The organism is Geobacillus sp. YF-1 (genome assembly GCF_052692335.1).
This window is the reverse complement of record NZ_CP199850.1, coordinates 2,312,644-2,329,921: the sequence shown is the minus strand read 5'-3', so window position 1 is coordinate 2,329,921 and position 17,278 is coordinate 2,312,644. Positions and strand designations below refer to the sequence as shown.

20 protein-coding genes are annotated in these 17,278 nt (G+C 55.8%); all 20 read left to right on the top strand.

Annotation, left to right across the window (positions count from 1 at the left end; translation table 11 throughout):
• The first annotated feature begins 4 nt into the window (after window positions 1-4).
• Entirely contained in the window at window positions 5-211 is a 207-nt protein-coding gene (gene spoIIIAC, locus ACTVIM_RS11550; RefSeq protein WP_011231888.1) for a stage III sporulation protein AC, read from the top strand.
• A gap of 21 nt (window positions 212-232) precedes the next feature.
• Complete coding sequence (gene spoIIIAD, locus ACTVIM_RS11545; RefSeq protein ID WP_445612683.1) at window positions 233-619, top strand: stage III sporulation protein AD; 387 nt, start codon at window positions 233-235, stop codon at window positions 617-619.
• A gap of 100 nt (window positions 620-719) precedes the next feature.
• Window positions 720-1,862 carry a stage III sporulation protein AE gene (gene spoIIIAE / locus ACTVIM_RS11540; protein ID WP_445614352.1) on the top strand — a complete coding sequence of 381 codons (1,143 nt, stop codon included), beginning with the start codon at window positions 720-722 and terminating at the stop codon, window positions 1,860-1,862.
• Between the two features lie 10 nt (window positions 1,863-1,872).
• The gene (gene spoIIIAF / locus ACTVIM_RS11535; RefSeq protein ID WP_445612682.1) at window positions 1,873-2,487 is read left to right on the top strand and encodes a stage III sporulation protein AF; all 615 of its coding nucleotides are present in this window, start codon (window positions 1,873-1,875) and stop codon (window positions 2,485-2,487) included.
• 5 nt (window positions 2,488-2,492) lie between these two features.
• Entirely contained in the window at window positions 2,493-3,131 is a 639-nt protein-coding gene (gene spoIIIAG, locus ACTVIM_RS11530; RefSeq protein WP_144975367.1) for a stage III sporulation protein AG, read from the top strand.
• Window positions 3,132-3,153: 22 nt separating this feature from the next.
• Window positions 3,154-3,702, top strand: coding sequence for a SpoIIIAH-like family protein (locus tag ACTVIM_RS11525; protein ID WP_033844163.1), 549 nt, complete (start codon window positions 3,154-3,156; stop codon window positions 3,700-3,702).
• Window positions 3,703-3,845: 143 nt separating this feature from the next.
• Window positions 3,846-4,379 (top strand): acetyl-CoA carboxylase biotin carboxyl carrier protein, encoded by a 534-nt coding sequence (gene accB / locus ACTVIM_RS11520; protein WP_445612681.1) that lies wholly within the window; start codon window positions 3,846-3,848, stop codon window positions 4,377-4,379.
• A gap of 12 nt (window positions 4,380-4,391) precedes the next feature.
• Window positions 4,392-5,747 carry an acetyl-CoA carboxylase biotin carboxylase subunit gene (gene accC, locus ACTVIM_RS11515; protein ID WP_033844161.1) on the top strand — a complete coding sequence of 452 codons (1,356 nt, stop codon included), beginning with the start codon at window positions 4,392-4,394 and terminating at the stop codon, window positions 5,745-5,747.
• Window positions 5,748-5,757: 10 nt separating this feature from the next.
• Window positions 5,758-6,159 (top strand): Asp23/Gls24 family envelope stress response protein, encoded by a 402-nt coding sequence (locus ACTVIM_RS11510; protein ID WP_033844160.1) that lies wholly within the window; start codon window positions 5,758-5,760, stop codon window positions 6,157-6,159.
• A 185-nt stretch (window positions 6,160-6,344) separates the two neighbouring features.
• On the top strand, window positions 6,345-6,737 hold the full coding sequence (gene nusB, locus ACTVIM_RS11505; RefSeq protein WP_033019347.1) for a transcription antitermination factor NusB: 393 nt from the start codon (window positions 6,345-6,347) through the stop codon (window positions 6,735-6,737).
• Between the two features lie 59 nt (window positions 6,738-6,796).
• The gene (folD, locus tag ACTVIM_RS11500; RefSeq protein WP_445612680.1) at window positions 6,797-7,651 is read left to right on the top strand and encodes a bifunctional methylenetetrahydrofolate dehydrogenase/methenyltetrahydrofolate cyclohydrolase FolD; all 855 of its coding nucleotides are present in this window, start codon (window positions 6,797-6,799) and stop codon (window positions 7,649-7,651) included.
• A gap of 12 nt (window positions 7,652-7,663) precedes the next feature.
• Complete coding sequence (xseA, locus tag ACTVIM_RS11495; protein ID WP_445612679.1) at window positions 7,664-9,013, top strand: exodeoxyribonuclease VII large subunit; 1,350 nt, start codon at window positions 7,664-7,666, stop codon at window positions 9,011-9,013.
• On the top strand, window positions 9,006-9,236 hold the full coding sequence (locus ACTVIM_RS11490) for an exodeoxyribonuclease VII small subunit (RefSeq protein ID WP_033019355.1): 231 nt from the start codon (window positions 9,006-9,008) through the stop codon (window positions 9,234-9,236). The genes xseA and ACTVIM_RS11490 overlap by 8 nt, the downstream gene beginning before the upstream one ends.
• A gap of 3 nt (window positions 9,237-9,239) precedes the next feature.
• On the top strand, window positions 9,240-10,133 hold the full coding sequence (locus ACTVIM_RS11485; protein WP_445612678.1) for a polyprenyl synthetase family protein: 894 nt from the start codon (window positions 9,240-9,242) through the stop codon (window positions 10,131-10,133).
• A 203-nt stretch (window positions 10,134-10,336) separates the two neighbouring features.
• Window positions 10,337-12,229 carry a 1-deoxy-D-xylulose-5-phosphate synthase gene (gene dxs, locus ACTVIM_RS11480; RefSeq protein ID WP_445612677.1) on the top strand — a complete coding sequence of 631 codons (1,893 nt, stop codon included), beginning with the start codon at window positions 10,337-10,339 and terminating at the stop codon, window positions 12,227-12,229.
• Window positions 12,230-12,234: 5 nt separating this feature from the next.
• On the top strand, window positions 12,235-13,083 hold the full coding sequence (locus ACTVIM_RS11475) for a TlyA family RNA methyltransferase (protein WP_033019360.1): 849 nt from the start codon (window positions 12,235-12,237) through the stop codon (window positions 13,081-13,083).
• 50 nt (window positions 13,084-13,133) lie between these two features.
• On the top strand, window positions 13,134-13,583 hold the full coding sequence (ahrC, locus tag ACTVIM_RS11470) for a transcriptional regulator AhrC/ArgR (protein ID WP_033019362.1): 450 nt from the start codon (window positions 13,134-13,136) through the stop codon (window positions 13,581-13,583).
• A 237-nt stretch (window positions 13,584-13,820) separates the two neighbouring features.
• Window positions 13,821-15,542: a DNA repair protein RecN gene (gene recN, locus ACTVIM_RS11465; protein WP_144975353.1), complete on the top strand. Its 1,722-nt coding sequence runs from the start codon at window positions 13,821-13,823 to the stop codon at window positions 15,540-15,542.
• Window positions 15,543-15,569: 27 nt separating this feature from the next.
• A complete protein-coding gene (locus ACTVIM_RS11460; RefSeq protein ID WP_445612676.1) occupies window positions 15,570-15,743 on the top strand; it encodes a hypothetical protein in 174 nt (57 codons plus the stop codon).
• A gap of 44 nt (window positions 15,744-15,787) precedes the next feature.
• Window positions 15,788-17,083, top strand: coding sequence for a SpoIVB peptidase (gene spoIVB, locus ACTVIM_RS11455; protein ID WP_445612675.1), 1,296 nt, complete (start codon window positions 15,788-15,790; stop codon window positions 17,081-17,083).
• The last annotated feature ends 195 nt before the right edge of the window (window positions 17,084-17,278 follow it).

The following is a 17,278-nucleotide window of genomic DNA, read 5'->3' as shown; positions in this document are numbered from 1 at the left end:
AACAATGGGCATCGACGTCGATCTCATTTTAAAAATCGCCGGCGTCGGCATCGTCATCGCGTTTTTGCACACGGTGCTCGATCAGATGGGGCGGAAAGAATACGCCCAATGGGTGACGCTGCTCGGCTTCATTTACATCTTGTTTATGGTCGCCTCGATTGTGAGCGATTTATTCCAAAAAATTAAAGATGTCTTTTTGTTCCGCGGGTAGGGGGGATCGGCCATTGACATTTTGCAAATTGTCGGTTTCGGGTTGATCGCCACGTTTTTAGCGGTGCTGCTGCAGGAGCAAAAATCGAATCTCGCGTTTTTGCTGACGGTGTTTGTCGGTTGCACCATTTTTTTGCTGCTTGTGGACCAAATCAGCCGCATTTTGACGATGCTGCGGGAAATGGCCGAGGGCGCCCACATTCAAATGGTGTACTTAGAGACGATGTTGAAAATCATCAGCATCGCCTACATCGCCGAGTTTGCCGCCCAAATTTCCAAAGACGCCGGTCAAGGGGCGATCGCCGCCAAAATTGAGCTTGGCGGAAAAATCGTCATTTTGGCGCTCGCCGTGCCGATTTTGACCGCCATTATCGAAGCGGTCATCAGCCTGATTCCGGCGGCGCGATAAGGGGGGGGGCGGGGTGAAACGAATCACGGTTCTGATTGACAGGCGTTTCCCACGACGGCGTGGCACCGTCAATGACAGGGTGAAACGAATCACGGTTTTGATGGCTGTGCTAGTGGGTTTCTTTTTTTCCCCGTTGATCGTACAAGCCGCAAGCGGCGAGTCGTCCATCAGCGAACAGCTCGCCCGCCTGGATGTGAGCGAGATCCGCCGCTATTGGGAAACGATCGTTCACGAGTACGGTGGTTTTTTGCCGGAAAGCGAAAAAGGCCCGCTCGCCGATTTTATAAGCGGCGAGCGGCAATGGTCGCCCGCTGAGTGGCTGAAGGCGCTTGCTAGCTACTTGTTTTACGAGCTCCAAGTCAACGGCAAGCTGCTTGGCACGCTCATTTTGCTCGCGGTGTTCAGCACGGTGCTCCAATCGCTGCAAAACGCGTTCGCCCAACAGGAAGTGAGCAAAATCGCCCAAGCGGTCATCTATATGGTGCTGCTGCTGATCGCTTTAAACAGCTTCCGGCTCGCAGCGGACTATGCGCTCGAAGCGGTGCGCACGATGAGCCATTTCATCATCGCTTTGGTGCCGCTGCTGCTCGCCCTGCTCGCTTCTTCGGGCGGCGTGGTATCGGCGGCGTTTTTTCACCCGCTCATTTTATTTTTGATGACGACGACGGGGACGGTCGTCGAATATGTCACCTTGCCATTGTTGCTGCTGGCGGCGCTTTTAGGGGTTGTCAGCACGCTCAGCGACCGGTACAAGGCGACCCAGCTCGCCAATTTGCTCAACAAGGTGGCGATCGGGCTGCTCGGCGTCATTTTGACCGTGTTTCTTGGCGTCATGTCCGTGCGCGGCGCGACGGCTGCGGTGGCGGATGGCGTCGCGTTAAGGGCGGCGAAATTCGTCACTGGCAACTTCATTCCCGTCGTCGGCAAATTGTTCACAGACGCCGCCGATACGGTCGTCGCCGCCTCGATGCTGTTGAAAAACGCTGTCGGATTGGTCGGAGTGGCGATTTTATTGATGATCGCCGTGTTTCCCGCCGTGAAAATTTTCGCCATCGTCGTCGTTTATCAGCTGTCAGCGGCGCTTTTACAGCCGCTTGGCGGCGGGCCGGTCTTGTCGTGCCTAAACATCATCGGCAAAAGCATCGCCTACGTGCTGGCGGCGCTGCTCATCGTATCGCTCATGTTTTTCCTCAGTCTCACGGTCATGATCATGGCTGGGAACATTACGATGATGGTCCGCTAGGAGGAGCCGTATGCCATTTGTCATTGAGTGGGTCACCAACATTATTTTGTTTTTGCTGTTTGCGGTGGTCATCGATTTTTTGCTGCCGTCCGGAACGATGCAAAAATATGTCAAAATGGCCATCGGGCTGCTGTTGTTGCTAGTGATGCTTACTCCGGTGTTGCGGCTGGCCTCGGTTGCGCCGGAACAGCTTGTCGCTTCGGCGCTGGCCCGCTTTTCCGGCGAGCAAACGGGGGAAGATGCCATAAAAAATGAAATCGAGCGGCAGAAAAAAGAAATACAAGCCTCGCAACGCGCATATATTTTAGAACAAATGGCTGTCCAGCTCGAAAACGACGTAAACGAGGAGTTGATGAAAAAGTATGGGTTGAAAGCCGACGTCAACGTTTCCGCTGAGCCAAAAAGCGAAACTTGGCGCATGCCGGATGACATCCGGACGATTTCCGTCGTCCTTTCAAAGCAGCGGCCGGCCGGGACGGTGGAACCGGTCACGATCGACACGACAAAGCCGCCGGATTGGCCGGCGGGCGACGCCGCGCTGGCTGAGGAGGTGCGCTCGTTTCTCGCCGGACGCTGGGAAGTGGATGAACATAAAATTGATGTGCAATTCAGGGGGAGGGAATAGGGGGGATGCTGCCGTTTTTAAAGCGCCTCATTTCTTCACCGGCGAAGGACGAAGACGGGGGAGGGGGGGCGAAAAAGTCACCGTTTTCTTACATGGTCTTGCTGTTGCTGGCTGGCATCGTTTTTATGGCGGCGAGCCACTGGACGAACAGAGGGGGGGACGAGGCGACCCGCCCTTCCGCCATCAAGCCGTCTTCCTCGGCGGAGCCGGCGTTTCTAGCGAGCAAAGAAACGAAAGAAAAAGTGATTGCTGCCTATGAGGAACAGTACGAGAAAGAGTTAAAAGCGGCGCTTGAGTCGATCGAAGGGGTCGATGACGTCACTGTCGTCGTCAACATCGATTCGACGGAGCTCAAGCTGTTTGAGAAAAAGCGTTCCACAGAGCAGCAGACGACTGAGGAAAGCGATAAGGAAGGCGGAAAGCGGACGATTGAAAATCAGTCGACCAATGAAGAAGTGATCATCATTCGCAATGGCGAGGAGGAAACCCCGCTCGTTGTCGCCACAAAAAAGCCGGACATCCGCGGCGTGCTCGTTGTCGCCAAAGGAGCGGACAATTTGCAAATTAAAAAATGGATCGTCGAGGCGGTGACGCGCGTCTTAAACGTTCCGAGCTACCGCGTCGCTGTCTTGCCGAAAAAATGATGGGTAAGGGGAGGAGACCGGAATGTTGAAAAAACAAACCGTTTGGCTGCTGACAATGTTGAGCTTGGTCGTTGTGCTGTCGGTCTATTATGTGACCGCGCCGAAAAACATGAACAACAGCCCGGCGTTCACTGCTGGCGAAAAAACAAAGAACACCGACGAGCCGAGCGTGGCGGTTGAGGAGGCACAAAAGCCATCGGCCGCGAAAGAGACGGGCGATGACTTATTTACGGCGCTGCGCATGAAAATCGAGGATGAGCGGAGCCGCTTGCGCGATGAGTTGAACGCCATCGTCGCCTCAGCGAACGCCACAGCCGAGCAAAAGAACGAAGCGCTTAATAAAATTGAAAAGCTGCAGGCGCTCTCCGAAAAAGAAGCGACATTGGAAACGCTCATCAAATCGAAAGGCGGCTATGAAGACGTGCTCGTGCGCGCCGATGACAGCCAAGTGCGCGTGACGATCAAAGCGAAACAAAGCTCAGCGAAATCAGCGAACGAAATCATCCATATGGTGAAAAAGGAAATGCCCGATGCCGAATACGTGACGGTCGAGTTCCAGCCGGCCGGGTGAACGCGCTGCTCTTTCTGGGCGGCTTCTTTTTTTTTGTAAAAGTCTTTCGTTTTCCTGACGGTTGTGTATATAATCGTTATGAATATGTTTGAATGCCTTTGCGGGGCAGGCTTCTTGACACTTGAAGAAAGGTGTGAGGAACGATGAAAATTCAAGAGATCCGCGAATTGATCCGCTTAATTGACCAATCTTCGATCGATGAATTTGTATACGAACAAGGTGAAACGAAAGTACATATGAAAAAAGCGGCGGCCGCGGTCGCCGTCACGCCGGCGGTTGCCTCGGCGCCCGCCGCCCAGCCCGCTCCCGCTGTGACGGTGTCGGCTCCCGCTGCCCCAGCGCCCGCCGCTATACCTGTTCAGGCGCCTGCTGAAGCGCCGGCAACCGAGGCCGATCAGCCGGCCGGTTCGGCGGCGAAGCAGGCGAAAGAAGGAGCTTTTCATCAAATCACTTCGCCGATGGTCGGCACGTTCTACGCCGCCCCAGCGCCGGACAAGCCGCCGTATGTCAAGCCGGGCGACAAAGTGAAAAAAGATACGGTGGTGTGCATTATCGAAGCGATGAAGCTGTTTAACGAAATTGAGGCGGAAGTCGAAGGCGAAATTGTCGAGGTGCTCGTGCAAAACGGCCAGCTTGTCGAATACGGCCAGCCGCTGTTTTTAGTCAAGCCTGAGTAAGGAGAGAGAGCGATGATCAAAAAAGTATTAGTGGCGAATCGCGGGGAAATCGCCGTTCGCATCATTCGCGCTTGCCGCGAGCTCGGCATTGAGACGGTCGCCGTCTTCTCGCAAGCCGACCGCGACGCTTTGCACGTGCAGCTCGCCGATGAAGCCTACTGCATCGGACCGACCGCGTCGAAAGACAGCTATTTGAATTTCACCAACATCATGAGCGTTGCCACGCTCACGGGTTGCGACGCCATTCATCCGGGCTACGGATTTTTGGCGGAAAACGAAGCGTTCGCCGAGCTGTGCCGCGAGTGCCACGTGACGTTCATCGGCCCGAGCCCGGAAGCCATCGCCAAAATGGGCATAAAAGATATTGCCCGCGAAACGATGCGCGAAGCCGGCGTGCCGATTGTGCCCGGATCGCGCGGAGTCATTGAAACTCTCGATGAGGCGCGGGCGATCGCCCAAGAGATCGGCTATCCGGTCATCATCAAAGCGACGGCCGGCGGCGGCGGGAAAGGGATTCGCGTCGCCCGCAACGAAGAGGAACTCATCAAAGGCATCAACATCACCCAGCAGGAAGCGGCGACGGCGTTCGGCAACCCCGGCGTCTATATTGAGAAATATATCGAAGATTTCCGCCATGTGGAAATTCAAGTGCTCGCCGATTCGTACGGGAACACGATCCACCTCGGTGAGCGCGACTGCTCGATTCAGCGCCGGCTGCAAAAACTCGTCGAAGAAGCGCCGTCGCCAGCGCTTGATGACGAGATGCGCCAAAAAATGGGCGAGGCGGCCGTCAAGGCGGCGAAAGCGGTCAACTACACCGGCGCCGGCACGGTCGAGTTCATTTACGACCATCGCCACCGACAATTTTACTTCATGGAGATGAATACGCGCATTCAAGTCGAGCATCCGGTCACCGAACTGATCACCGGCGTCGATTTGGTGAAGGAACAAATTCGCATCGCCGCGGGCGAAAAGCTGTCGATCACCCAAGATGACGTTACGTTCAACGGCTGGGCGATCGAATGCCGCATCAATGCGGAAAATCCAGCGAAAAACTTTATGCCATCGCCGGGGAAAATCGCCATGTACTTGCCGCCCGGCGGACCGGGCGTGCGCGTCGATTCCGCCGCTTATCCCGGTTATGCGATCCCGCCGTATTACGATTCGATGATCGCCAAGCTGATCGTCCACGCGCCGACGCGCGCGGAAGCGATCGCCCGCATGAGACGCGCGCTTTCGGAGTTTGTCATCGAAGGCATTCATACGACGATTCCGTTCCACATAAAATTAATGGAACATGAAAAGTTTCAAAGCGGCGAGTTTAATACGAAGTTTTTGGAGTTATATGATATTATGAAGGCAGAATAGGAGGTGCCTTATGTCGGAGCATATTTTTGAGACAGAACAAACGTATCCGGCGCTCGGCAAGGTGGAAATCGCCCCGGAAGTGATCGAGGTGATTGCCGGCATTGCCGCGTCGGAAGTGGAGGGCATCGCGCAAATGCGCGGCAATTTTGCCGCCGGCGTCGCCGAGCGGTTTGGAAAGAAACATCACGGCAAAGGAGTCAAAGTCGACCTGCGCGATGACGGCGTCATCATCGATCTGTATTGCCTCGTCCAGTTCGGTGCCTCCATTCCGAACGTGGCGAAAAAGGTGCAGGAAAACGTGCGCCAAGCGCTTTGGAACATGACGGGCCTCGAGGCGAACGAGGTGAACGTTCATATCGTCGGCATCCAGTTTGAAGCCGGCAAGCAGGAACCGGATGCGGTCGAACAATGAGAGCCAGGCGGCTGCCGAAAGAAGCAGCCGCCTTTTGTTTTTTTCGTCAAAGTTTGTTATTGTAATGAACGAGGCTGTGGCGCGGCCGGCGGACAGGCGAACGACCGATCGAAAAAAGGTGGTTTTTCCCGAAAAATATGATATCATTTCAATATAAATGTTCGTGTTTGTAAGGAGGGATGGCTATGAAGCGGCACGAAGCGCGCGAGAAGGCGCTGCAGGCGCTGTTCCAAATCGATGTCGGCCGCATTGCCCCGGAAGAGGCGCTGGCCAACGTCATTGGCGAAGAAGAAGTCGACCCGTTTTTGCGCCGGCTGGTCATGGGCGTTGTCGAGCATCGAGAAGAGATCGACGAGCTGCTGCGCGCCAATTTGGAAAAGTGGACGCTTGAGCGGGTGGCGAACGTGGATCGCGCCATTTTGCGCATGGCGACGTACGAAATGAAATACGTCGATGAAGTGCCGGTGAGCGTCAGCTTGGACGAAGCGGTGGAGCTGGCGAAAAAATTCGGCGACGGAAAATCGGGAAGTTTTGTCAACGGTGTGCTTTCCAAAGTGAAAGCAGCGCTGCAAACATGATAGCGGCCGCTTGGGCGGAAGAAGACGGAATGATGGACGAGGAGAGGAGAAGGGAGACCATGACAGCACAAATCATTAGCGGAACGGAAATGGCGAAGACGATTCGCGCCGCGCTGGCGGAGGAGGTGGCGCAGCTGAAAGCGGCCGGCGTCGAGCCGGGGTTGGCGGTCGTTTTGGTCGGCGATGATCCGGCGTCACATTCCTATGTGAAAGGAAAACAAAAAGCGTGCGCCGAAGTCGGTATTCGTTCTTTTCTTTATTCGTTTCCGAAAACGGTCGATGAAGAGACGCTGTTGGCGCAAATTCGCGCCTTGAACGCCGATTCAGCGGTGCACGGCATTTTGGTGCAGCTGCCGCTCCCGGGGCATATTCGCGAATGGTCGGTCATTGAAACGATCGCCCCGGAAAAAGATGTCGACGGGTTTCACCCGATCAACGTCGGAAAAATGATGATCGGCCAGCGCGCGTTTCTGCCTTGCACGCCGCATGGCGTTGTCGCGATGGTGAAGTCCGCTGGCATTGACATCGTTGGCAAACATGTCGTCGTCATCGGCCGAAGCAACATCGTCGGCAAACCGGTTGGCCAGCTTTTTTTGCGCGAACACGCCACGGTGACGTACACTCATTCCAAAACAAACGATCTAGCGGCCATCACCCGCCAAGCTGATATTTTAATCGTCGCCGCCGGCAAGGCCCGCCTCATCGGCCCAGAGCACGTCAAGCCCGGGGCGGTCGTCATTGATGTCGGCGTCAACCGGCTTGAAAATGGCAAACTGTGCGGCGACGTTGATTTTGAGGCGGTGAAAGAAGTGGCCGGCTATATTACGCCGGTACCGGGCGGAGTCGGACCGATGACGATCACGATGCTTTTGCACAATACGATCGAAGCGGCCCGAGAGCTGGCTGCAAAGTGAGGGCAAGGATCCGTGGAAGTCAAATATGTGACGGTCGGGGCATTGACGAAGTACATCAAACGCAAGTTCGATGTCGATCCGCATTTGCGCGACTTATGGGTAAAAGGCGAGATTTCCAACTTTAAGCAGCATTCGCGCGGCCATATGTATTTTACGTTGAAAGACAGCCAAGGGCGCATTGCCGCCGTCATGTTTGCCGGCTACAACCAGCATTTGCCGTTTCGTCCTGAAGACGGGATGAACGTGCTCGCGCGCGGGGAAATTTCCGTCTACGAACCGAACGGCAACTATCAGCTGTATGTCAAAGAAATGCAGCCGGAAGGCGTTGGCAGCTTGTATTTGGCCTATGAACAGCTGAAGCAGCGGCTCGAGGCGGAAGGGCTGTTTGCGCCGGCCCATAAAAAGCCGCTTCCCGCCTTTCCGCGCTGCATCGGCGTTGTCACATCGCCGACCGGAGCGGCGGTGCGCGATATCATGACCACCATCCGCCGGCGCTATCCGTTGGCGAAAGTGATTTTATTTCCGGCGCTCGTCCAAGGGGAAGGAGCCGCCTCCTCGATTGCCCGCGCCATTGAGCGGGCCAACGAGTTCGGCGCGGTCGACGTCTTGATCGTCGGCCGCGGCGGCGGATCGATTGAAGAGTTATGGGCGTTCAATGAAGAAATGGTCGCGCGCGCCATTTTCGCTTCCCGGGTGCCGATCATCTCAGCGGTCGGCCATGAGACCGATTTTACGATCGCTGATTTTGTCGCCGATTTGCGCGCGCCGACGCCGACTGCCGCCGCCGAACTGGCGGTGCCGCACGTCGGTGAGTTGGCGGAGCGGCTCGCGGAGCGGAAATGGCGGCTCATCCGCGCCATGAAGGAACGGCTCGCCGCCGGCCGAGAACGGCTTGATCGTCTGCAAGCGTCGTACGCGTTTCGCTACCCGAAACGGTTGTACGAGCAAAAGGAGCAGCAGTTCGATGCCTTGCTTGAGCGGCTTCACCGTCAGCGCCGATCGTATGTCGATGAGAAGCATCGACAGCTGCGCGAGCTTGACTTCCGGTTATGGCGCCATCATCCGGCGGCGGAGCTTGAACGGGTAAAAGAGCGGCAAATCGCGGCCGCCACCGCGTTGAAAAAAGCGATGCGGTCGGCGTTAGAGCGCCATGCGTTCCGCTTTCGCTCCCATCTCGCCCGGCTCGAGGCGCTCAGCCCGCTTCGCGTCATGGAACGCGGCTATAGTTTGGTGTACAATGAGCGAGGGGAGCTTGTCAAACGGCTCAGCCAGCTTGCCGTCGGCGAACGTCTGTCGGTTCGAGTTCAAGATGGACGGGTGAACTGCCAAGTCATGGGAGTGGAGGAGAAACGCGATGAGTGAAGAAAAAGAGCTGACGTTTGAAGAAGCGATGAAGCAGCTTGAAGCGATCGTGGAAAAACTTGAAGAAGGAAATGTGCCGCTTGAGGAGGCCATCGCCTTTTTTCAAGAAGGAATGAAACTGTCGAAACTATGCCACGACAAACTGCAGCAGGTGGAAAACAAGCTCGAGTATTTGCTGCGCGAAGACGGCGAGCTCGTGCCTTTTTCGCCGGAGGAGGAGTAACGGGTGGAGCAGCGGGAGATTGAACAGTTTTTAAACGGGCAAAAACGGGCGGTTGAGGAGACGCTTTCCCGCTATATGGCGCGCCTCCGCGGGCCGGAGACGCTCAGGCGGGCGATGGCGTACTCGCTCGAGGCCGGGGGCAAACGCATTCGTCCGCTTTTATTGTTGGCGACCGTGCAGGCGCTTGGCAAAGATCCCGCCCTTGGTCTGCCGGTTGCCGCGGCGGTGGAAATGATTCATACGTATTCGCTCATTCACGACGACTTGCCGAGCATGGACAATGATGATTTGCGGCGCGGCAAACCGACGAATCATAAAGTGTTTGGCGAGGCGATGGCGATTTTGGCTGGCGATGCGCTGCTGACGTACGCCTTTCAGCTGATCGCCGAAATCGATGACGATCGCCTTTCCCCCCCTATCCGCCTTCAGCTTATCGAACAGCTCGCGCAAGCGGCGGGCCCGGAAGGCATGGTGGCCGGACAGGTCGCCGATATGGAAGGAGAAGGAAAAACGCTTTCGCTTGCGGAACTGGAGTATATCCACCGGCATAAAACCGGGAAAATGCTGCAATACAGCGTGCGTGCCGGAGCGCTCATCGGCGGCGCCAGCACCGAGCAGCAGCGCGAGCTTGAGGCTTTTGCCGATCACTTAGGCCTCGCGTTTCAAATTCGCGATGATATTCTCGACATTGAAGGGGCCGAGGAAAAAATCGGAAAACGAGTCGGCAGCGACCGCGACAACAACAAGGCGACGTATCCAGCTCTTCTCACGCTCGCCGGTGCGAAACAAACGCTGCGGGTTCACATCGAAGAAGCGCAGCGCCATTTGCGGCAAGCGAAGGTGAATGGCGCCGCGCTCGCCTACATTTGCGAGCTTGTCGCAGCGCGCGACCATTGACATAGGGCGGCGGCCTTTCCTGTTCGATCAGGGCGAGGCGGCCGCTTTGTTTGTTGTTGGCGATGACAACAGGATAGCTTGACGGAAACGGCGGCGTTTAGCGGCAAAAGTCGATTTTTCGCGCCTGATCATGTATAATAATACTACCTGTATCATAGAAGAACCGGGCCGAAAAACGACGAAACGAAAGCGAGTGATCTTGGTTGGACGTAACAAAAATTGACCATCCGCGCGTCGTGAAAACGATGTCCATCTCCGAACTGAAACAATTGAGCGCCGACATCCGGCGGTTTTTAATTGAAAAGCTGTCGAAAACCGGCGGGCATATCGGTCCGAATTTAGGCGTCGTGGAGTTGACGATCGCCCTCCATCGGGAGTTTGACAGCCCGAAGGACAAGCTCATTTGGGATGTCGGCCATCAGTCATACGTGCATAAAATTTTGACCGGCCGCGCCGCCCACTTCGACACGCTCCGCCAATACAAGGGGTTGTCCGGGTTTCCGAAGCGGAGTGAAAGCGAGCACGACGTGTGGGAAACAGGCCATAGCTCGACATCGCTGTCAGCGGCGATGGGAATGGCCATCGCCCGCGACTTAAAAGGAACCAATGAATACATCGTCCCGATTATCGGCGACGGGGCGCTCACCGGCGGCATGGCGCTGGAGGCGCTCAACCATATCGGCCATGAAAAAACGGATATGATCGTCATTTTAAACGATAATGAAATGTCGATCGCCCCGAACGTCGGTGCGCTGCATAACGTTCTTGGCCGGCTGCGCACCGCCGGCAAATACCAATGGGTGAAAGACGAGCTCGAGCTGCTGCTTAAGCGCATCCCGGCGGTGGGCGGCAAGCTGGCAGCGACGGCCGAACGGCTGAAAGACAGCTTGAAATATTTGCTCGTTTCCGGTGTTTTTTTTGAAGAGCTCGGGTTCACGTATTTAGGGCCGGTCGACGGTCACGATTTTGAAGACTTGCTCGAGAATTTGCGCTATGCGAAAAAAATGAAGGGCCCGGTGCTCGTGCATGTGATCACAAAGAAAGGGAAAGGCTACAGCCCGGCGGAAAATGACAAAATCGGAACGTGGCACGGAACGGGGCCATACAAAATCGAAACCGGTACGTTTGTCAAAACGAAGGAAGCCGGCCCGTCTTGGAGCGCGTTGGTCAGCGAAACGGTGCGCCGGCTCGCCCGCACCGATCCGCGCATTGTTGCCATTACTCCGGCGATGCCGGTCGGCTCGAAGTTGGAAGGGTTTGCAAGCGAGTTTCCGGAGCGGATGTTTGATGTCGGCATTGCCGAACAGCACGCGACGACGCTGGCGGCCGGGCTGGCGACGCAAGGGATGAAGCCGTTTTTGGCCATTTATTCAACGTTTTTGCAGCGCGCGTACGACCAAGTCGTTCACGACGTCTGTCGGCAAAACGTAAACGTCTTTTTCGCCATCGACCGGGCCGGATTGGTCGGCGCCGACGGTGAAACGCACCAAGGGGTGTTTGATATCGCGTTTTTGCGCCATGTGCCGAACTTAGTGTTGATGATGCCAAAAGACGAAAACGAAGGTCAGCACATGGTGTATACGGCCATCCGCTATGACGGCGGGCCGATCGCCATGCGGTTCCCGCGCGGCAACGGACTTGGCGTGCCGCTTGACGAGGAGCTGAAAGAAATTCCGATCGGGACGTGGGAAGTGCTGCGCGACGGTCATGACGCGGCGATTTTGACGTTTGGCACGACGGTTTCGATGGCGCTCGAGGCCGCCGAGGAGCTGGCGAAAGACGGAATGTCTGTCAAGGTGGTGAACGCTCGTTTTATCAAACCGATGGACGAGACGATGCTTCACGATTTGCTTGAGCGTCGCCTGCCGATTTTAACGGTCGAAGAGGCGGTGCTGCAAGGCGGGTTTGGCAGTGCGGTCTTGGAGTTTGCCCATGATCATGGCTATCACGGAGCGGTCATCGAGCGGATGGGGATTCCCGACCGCTTTATCGAGCATGGCAGCGTTGGCGAGCTGCTCCGGGAAATCGGGCTGACGGCGGCTCATATCGTCGACCGGATCAAAACGATGGCGCCAAGAAAACAGAAAAGGGCTTGAAGACGATGAAGGAAAGAAAAGAACGAATCGATGTGCTGCTCGTGGAACGAGGGTTGGCGGAAACGCGGGAAAAAGCGAAGCGGGCGGTCATGGCCGGGCTCGTCTATGCGAACGGCGTCCGGCTCGAAAAACCGGGGGAAAAGGTGCCGGCCGACATCCCGCTCGAGGTGAAGGGCAATCCGCTCCCGTATGTCAGCCGCGGCGGTTTGAAACTGGAAAAGGCGCTGCGCGACTTTCAAATCGATATCGAAAACAAAATCGTTCTCGATATCGGGGCGTCAACGGGAGGGTTTACCGACTGCGCCTTGCAGCATGGGGCGAGGCTGTCGTATGCCGTGGACGTCGGCTACAACCAGCTCGCTTGGAAGCTGCGCCAAGACGAGCGCGTTGTCGTGATGGAGCGGACCAACTTTCGTTACGTGACGCCCGACTTGTTTACAAAGGGGCTGCCGGAAGTGGCCGTCATTGATGTATCATTTATTTCGCTTCGCCTCATTTTGCCGGTTGTCAAAACGGTGCTCGTGCCCGGCGGCGATGTCGTCGCCCTTGTCAAACCCCAGTTTGAAGCCGGTAAGGAGCACGTCGGCAAAAAAGGCATCGTCCGCGACCCCCGCATTCATCAAGACGTGTTGGAATCGATCGTTCGCTTTGCTTGCCAGCAAGGGTTTGACGTCGTTCATCTGTCGTATTCGCCGATCACCGGCGGTGACGGCAACATTGAGTTTTTGCTGCACGCCGTCTATCCCGGTGAAGACCGAGAGGGAGAAAACCGCCTAGCAGCGCCGATCGCGGATGTGGTGAGCGAGGCGCATGCCTGTTTGCGCGCTGGAGAGGTGCAGGGAAGCGGCCAGTAGGCGGGCTACAGAACCGGTTTCATCGCGGAAAGAGCAGGAGGTGGCCGAATGTGAACAAAGGACAAAGGCATATTAAAATTCGCGAAATCATTATGAACAACGACATCGAGACGCAGGACGAGCTCGTTGACCGGCTGAGGGAAGCCGGCTTTCGCGTGACGCAAGCAACCGTCTCGCGCGATATTAAAGAGATGCAGCTTGTCAAGGTGCCGATGGCCAACGGACGGTACAAATACAGCCTGCCGTCTGACCAGCGCTTCAATCCGCTGCAAAAGCTGAAGCGGGCGCTTGTCGATGTGTTTGTCAAGCTCGATGGGGCGGGCAATTTGCTCGTGTTGCGAACGCTGCCGGGCAACGCCCATGCCATCGGCGTCCTGCTCGATCATTTGGATTGGAACGAAATCGTCGGAACGATTTGCGGTGACGATACGTGCCTCATTATTTGCCGGACGTCGAAAGACGCGAACAAAGTATCCCGCCAGCTGCTTTCCATGCTCTAAAAGGTTGGTGAAAAACCGCTGTTTGCCTTGATCGATGATGGAACGCGTGAACATAGAAGCTGATGCAGCCAGTTTTTCTATTTGAGAAACGATTCCAAGAAGCGGTTGCGTGAGTCAATCACCGGCCCCCTAAAAAGCCGTTGATGAGACGAATGTTCAAAGCGATCGGTTCACCGATTCGAACATATGTGCTATAATGGGTAGGGAGAACGGATCGGACAGGCAAGGAGTGATGGAATGCTCGCGGAACTGTCGATTAAAAATTTTGCCATTATCGAGTCGCTCTCGCTGTCGTTCGACAAAGGACTGACCGTGTTGACCGGGGAAACCGGGGCGGGCAAATCGATCATCATCGATGCGATTCATCTGTTGATCGGCGGCCGCGGTTCCGCCGAATTCGTCCGCTTCGGCGCGGAAAAGGCAGAAATCGAAGGGCTGTTTTTGCTTGACGATGACCGCCATCCGTGCTGCCAAACATGCGCCGATGCCGGCATTGATGTGAGCGATGGAATGGTGGTGCTGCGTCGCGACATCTTAGCCAATGGAAAAAGCGTCTGCCGCATCAACGGCAAACTGGTGACGACGGCGACCTTGCGCGAAATCGGGGCGACGTTGGTGGACATCCACGGTCAGCACGAACATCAAGAGCTGATGGACCCGGCGCGCCATCTGCCGCTGCTCGACGAATTTGGCGGCGCTGAAACGGCGGCGGCGCTCGCCGCTTACCGCGCTGTATATGAGCGGTACGAAACATTGGTGAAAAAAATCAAAAAACTGAGTGAAAACGAACAGCAAATGGCGCATCGTCTCGATTTGCTGACGTTTCAGCTGCGCGAAATCGAGCAGGCGGCGCTCGAGCCGGGCGAAGACGAACGGCTGATGGAAGAGAAAGTGCGCATCGCCAACTTCCAAAAAATTTACACGGCGATCCAGCGAAGCTATGAAGCGCTAGCCGGCGAGGGCCGCGGTCTCGATTCGATCGGGGAAGCGATGCGCCAGCTCGCCGATGTCGCCGCCATGGACGCCGCCCTCAAAGAGGCGCACGATGCGACCGCGAACAGCTACTATTTGCTCGAAGAGGTCCTGTACAAGCTGCGCGATCAGCTCGAGGAGCTCGAGTATGACCCGCTGCGGCTCGATGCCATTGAAAGCCGCCTCGCCGACATTCAACAACTGAAGCGGAAATACGGGGCGACGATCGCCGACATTTTGCAATATGCCGAGACGATCGCCGAAGAAATCGAAGCGATCGAAAACCGCGAAACGCATGTGCACGAGCTCGAGCGGCAGCTGGCTGTGGTAACCGATGAATTGCTCGCCGAGGCGAAGCGGCTGACCAACGTTCGGCAGGCGCACGCCCGGCAGTTGTGCGAGCGCATTCACCAAGAGCTGAAAGACTTGTATATGGACAAAACGAAGTTTGACATCGTCTTTGCGAAGCGGGAAGGCCCGCTTGACGCCCCGCTGGTCGACGGCGTGCCGGTCAAGTTTCACGAAGACGGCGTCGACGTTGTCGAGTTTTACCTTTCCACGAACGTCGGCGAACCGCTGAAACCGCTCGCGAAAGTGGCTTCCGGCGGCGAGCTGTCGCGCATCATGCTCGCCCTAAAAACGATTTTTTCCAAGCATCAAGGCGTCACATCGATCATTTTCGATGAAGTCGATACCGGGGTGAGCGGCCGCGTCGCCCAAGCGATGGCGGAAAAAATTTACCGCATCGCCAACCAGTCGCAAGTGCTGTGCATTTCGCACTTGCCTCAAGTCGCGGCGATGGCCGACACCCATTTGCTGATCGCCAAGGAAACGGACGGGGAGCGGACGAAAACGGTCGTGAGAAAGCTGGATGAAGAAGAAAAAGTGAAAGAGATCGGCCGCATGATTTCCGGCGTGGAGATGACGGAATTGACGAAACGGCACGCCAAAGAGCTGCTCGAATTGGCGGCGAAAATGAAACAATAAGCCGCCCGGCGAGGAGAGGAATTCACGTTGAAATGCCCGGTCAAGGGCGAAAAGAAAACAAAGAAAGGCCCGGCTTTTGGTCGCTTGAGGCGGGCCGGTTTTGGACGTGCGAGCTGCCCGGATGCAACATCCATTCCGGGCAGCTTTTTTATGTTGGCGGCGATTATATTTTCCCCCGTTCAGGCAAAATTAAAACTGTAACCGTTTTTGCATGGTGTAGGCGGGAGCGAGGAGAGTGAACGACATTGAAGAAAGAGATGGCGCGAACAATCACAGGAGTGCTGCTCCTTGGCATCATAACGGCCATCGGGTTGTCCAAGCCGATGAAGGAATATTGGCAAATCCCGAAACAGCTTGTTCTGTTTGAAGGTGATGCGGTCAAATGGAACACCGCCTCCCTTCCAGCGCAAGCGGCCGTGAATGTGCAAAACGCTCCCGAAACGCTCGAAGTCGAGCAGAAAAACGGTTCATTGGCAGTCAAGGCGAAACGGCGCGGACAAGGAACAATGGTGCTTGAAGTCGCCGGGATGCCGATTAAGCAAGTGGATGTCAAGGTGCTGCCGACGCTCAAAGTCATTCCCGGCGGGCAATCGATCGGCGTCAAGCTCAATACGGTCGGCGTTCTTGTCGTCGGCTACCATCTTGTTGAAACCGACCATGGAAAACAATCGCCGGGCGAAGCGGCCGGCATCCAAGTCGGCGACATCATTACCGGCATCAATGGCCAAAAAATTGAAAACATGAGCGACCTCTCCCCTTTCATTGAGGAAGCCGGAAAAACAGGAAAACCGCTTCATCTGCAAATCCTGCGCGATCAGCACGCCATGACGGCGAAGCTCGTTCCGCTGAAAGACAAACACGATGGTGTCTACCGCATCGGCCTCTATATCCGCGATTCAGCCGCCGGCATCGGAACGATGACGTTTTATGATCCGAAGTCGAAAACGTACGGGGCGCTTGGCCACGTCATTTCCGACATGGACACGAAAAAGCCGATCGTTGTCCAAAATGGGCAAATCATGCGTTCGACCGTCACCTCGATTGAAAAAGGAACGAGCGGGAATCCCGGCGAAAAATTGGCCCGTTTTGCCGACGGGGAGGAAGTGATCGGCACCATCACCGTCAACAGCCCATTCGGCATTTTCGGCAAACTGACGAAACCGCTGCCGGATGGTCCGATCACCAAGCCGATTCCTGTCGCTTTGGCGAGTCAAGTGAAGGAAGGGCCAGCGAAAATGCTGACGGTGGTCGAAAACGACAAAGTCGAACAGTTTGACGTGGAAATTGTCAGCACCATTCCGCAGAAATTTCCGGCGACCAAAGGCCTCGTGATTCGCGTCACTGACCCGCGTTTGTTGAAGAAAACAGGGGGAATCGTCCAAGGGATGAGCGGCAGCCCGATCATCCAAGACGGCAAACTTGTCGGCGCCGTCACGCACGTGTTCGTCAATGACCCGACATCCGGCTACGGCGTCCATATCGAATGGATGCTTCAGCAGGCAGGAATCGATCTATATGGCAACCAAAAGAAAGCGAGCTGACGATCGTCGGCTCGCTTTTTGTCGCGGCTTGCCCAACCGCCCGGCTGTGCGAAGGACAAGCGAAAATAAAGAAAAAAACGAGCAAAAATATGGCCATTTTTGCATAGATATTTGGTGAAACATCCGTTAGAATGGAGGTGGGATCACGATTTTTCGACAAACCTCTTTTTTCGAAAAACGAACATTGTCTAATCG